The sequence below is a fragment of the Rhodoferax sp. genome (assembly GCF_039922535.1).
Classification (GTDB): domain Bacteria; phylum Pseudomonadota; class Gammaproteobacteria; order Burkholderiales; family Burkholderiaceae_C; genus Rhodoferax_B.
Genome location: NZ_JBDTEM010000111.1, coordinates 1 through 2868, shown reverse-complemented (window position 1 = coordinate 2868; position 2868 = coordinate 1). Strand labels below are relative to the sequence as shown.

The window sequence follows — 2868 nt, the reverse complement described above, 5'->3', positions numbered from 1 at the left end:
GGAAGTCAGGGTACTTCTTCATCAGGGCCTGCACGCCGTCGCTCAGCTTGTCGGCGTACTGGGCCATGTTCTTGGCACTGATCGACAAGGTCGGTTTTTCATTCGGGAACAGGTCGGGCCGAACGTCGCCGCTCTTGTAGCCAACCGGGGCCTTGGTGGCGCCGCCATCCCACGGGGGAATGCTGCCGTCTTTGTTGCCGGCCTTCTCGGCGCCCATGGGCGTCAAGCTGGTTTTGAGCTTGGCAGCTTCTTCGGCGCTCACGGCGGCCTGGGCGCCCACGGCTACCGCCAGCAAGGCGGCTGCGAGCAAGGTATTTTTAACAAACTGCGTCATGGTGTATCTCGGTAAGATTTTTTAGAAAGTGCGCGACATGTTGAAAGCCACATAGCTGCGGTCTCTCAAGCCCTGGCCGTAAGACAGCATCCGTGAACCCGCGGGGTCCACCACCGTAAAGCTGCTTTCAGAGCCGAAGTAGCCGGTGTAGGTGAGGCCAATATTCCAGTCTCGGTACTTGCCTTTGACGCCCACGTTGAAGTCACCGGCCTTGCTAGCCCCACCCGCAAAGTTCATGATGGCCGAGGACCGCCCGGCAAAGTTGTAGCCCAGGCCCATGGGCAGGGACATGTCCAGCCCTGGTAGCACCTGGAAGTACTGCGGCTCAAAAATCATGCGAAAGGCCGCCGCATCGCGCGTGGTGTTCGGGTCCAAGCCGCCGTTGCCGCGCGTGCTGGGGTTCTTGGTCACACTCAGGGTGCGGTTCCAAGCCAGCTCGGCCACTACCGAGCCACCATCCCACAGGCCCGATTTGGTCAGCACATAGATCCCGGACAAATTCACATGCGCGGTCTTTCCGATGGCAAAGCACGGGTTGCTAGGCGAACCACTGCAGTCGGCAGCAGGGCCACCCGCCCCCAGAAAGGCCGGCAGCAGTACCGCCGGATCGCCGGCCAAGGGCGCGTTGGCGCGGAGTGAGCCTTCCAACGCCCAGTTCAGCGGGCCGACCGACGAGGTCACGCTGGCACCGATAGTCTTGATCCCCTCGGCATACACCTTGTGTTCGTTGCCGTTGATGAAGTCGAACACCGGCACCGCTGGGGTCTTCTCGTTGTAGCGCGCGGCATAAAATCCGTACTCAAACGCGCTACCCGCTGGAGACCAGCGCAGCTGCGCACCGAACTGGCCGCTGTTGCCCGGCTTCTGGTCCTTGCTGTCGTCCGAGTTCAGCACCGTGGTCGGCCCCAGGTAAACACGCCCACCGCCGATGTAGTCCTGGTTGGAGAAATAGCTACCCACGCCGGGCAGCTTGCTGGGCCGCCATTTGAGCTGGTAGTAGGCGCCCAAAGTCACGTCTTCAGACACTTGCAAGCTGCCCGAGATTTGCTCTACCGGCAACAGCACTTCCTTGAACTGCCAGTTGGGCACCGACGAAATCTTGGCGATGTCCACCGGCCCCTGGGCATTCGCAATGCTGTTCTGCCCAAAGAACAGGCTCTCCCCGTAAAGCAGCGCATGTTTGCCTACGCGGATGGATGCGGGCATGCTCCCCAGGGTGCCCTTGCCAAACACAAATACGTCCAGAAACTGGTCGCCGCGCCCGCTTTGCCCGATGGTCAACGGGATGTAGTCGTTGGCCGCCTGGTTGGCGTAGTTGTTCACGCCCAGCGATCCATCGTTGCTGCTATGGCCGGTGTACTTGGAGTCGTACCAGGCGGCATGGCTGACACGCAGGCCGTAGTTGCCATGGGTCACATCAAACTCGGTCAGCAGGTCAAACCGGTTGGAGATAAAACCCTTCTTGCGGAAGTTGCTGTCGCCGTCGTTTTCGTTCGCCACACCGGCATCGGCAGACGGCACGGTCAGCGCGGCAGAGGCATCTTTCATGCGGTACGCGGTGCTGTACTTAGGTGTCAAATCCAGTCGGATCTTGGTATCCGGGTCGGAGCCCAGCTCCAGGGCCTGGGCCGATACGGCGCACAGCAGGCCGCTGGCCAGAGCCAGTGCGCTGCGTGGAAAGGGCGTGGTTTTTTTTATCATCAGTGTCTCCTCGGGTGGTAGTTTTTGTTTTACAGATAGGTCGATGCCAAGCCACCATCAACCGGGATATTCGCGCCGCTGACCCAGCGGGCGGCATCGCTGCACAGCCAGGCAATCACCGCAGCCACTTCGTCGGCGAAGGCCGGACGTGACATGCGGTGGGCGTCTTTTTTCACACGCTCTTCGCCCAGCATGGAGACGAAGTCGCCCAGGATGGGGGTGAACACCGGGCCGGGTGCCACGCAGTTCATGCGCACGCCTTTGCCCAGAAACCACTCCTGCGATTGGGTAGCGTTCCAGACGATTAGCGCCTCTTTGAAGTACTGGTAGCAGGTGGCCTGCGGCACCGGGTGGTCACGCAGCCAGTGCGCACCGGCTTCAAAGCCTTTGATAGCGGCCAACGCTTTGTGCAGATCTAGCCGCAGCGGCCACTCGGCCCCCAGGATGGATGCCACATTCACGATGCTGCCGCCACGCGGAATGCGCGGTAGCACGGCCTCTGTCAAATGACGTAAGCCCAGGTAGTTGACCCGCGCCACCAAATCGCCGTCCGCCGTGCCGGGCACACCGGCGATATTGCAGAACCCGTCAATGTGTGCGGGCAACTGGGCCACAGCCGCGTCGATAGCGGCGGTGCTGCCCAGGTCGGCTTTGACGAAACCGTCCAAGGTCAGGCTCGGGTCATTGCGGTCCATGCCAATCACCGTCGCCCCCTGGAAGCGGGCCAGCCGCGCCACCTCGGCGCCTATGCCGGACGACGTGCCGGTGACCACAATCGTTTTTCCTTGCAAGCTCATGCTGTTCTCCTGGTGAATCTGGGTTGGTTAGAAGGG

At 61.4% G+C, this 2868-nt stretch carries 3 protein-coding genes; all 3 read right to left on the bottom strand.

Going from position 1 to position 2868, the window contains the following annotated elements; genetic code table 11:
• Positions 1-334 (bottom strand): DUF1329 domain-containing protein (locus ABI213_RS05280; protein ID WP_348026319.1); only part of this gene is annotated, 334 nt, incomplete at its 3' end.
• Positions 335-355: 21 nt separating this feature from the next.
• Complete coding sequence (locus tag ABI213_RS05275; protein WP_348026317.1) at positions 356-2035, bottom strand: DUF1302 domain-containing protein; 1680 nt, start codon at positions 2033-2035, stop codon at positions 356-358.
• 29 nt (positions 2036-2064) lie between these two features.
• On the bottom strand, positions 2065-2832 hold the full coding sequence (locus tag ABI213_RS05270) for a coniferyl-alcohol dehydrogenase (protein ID WP_348026315.1): 768 nt from the start codon (positions 2830-2832) through the stop codon (positions 2065-2067).
• Between the last annotated feature and the right edge of the window lie 36 nt (positions 2833-2868).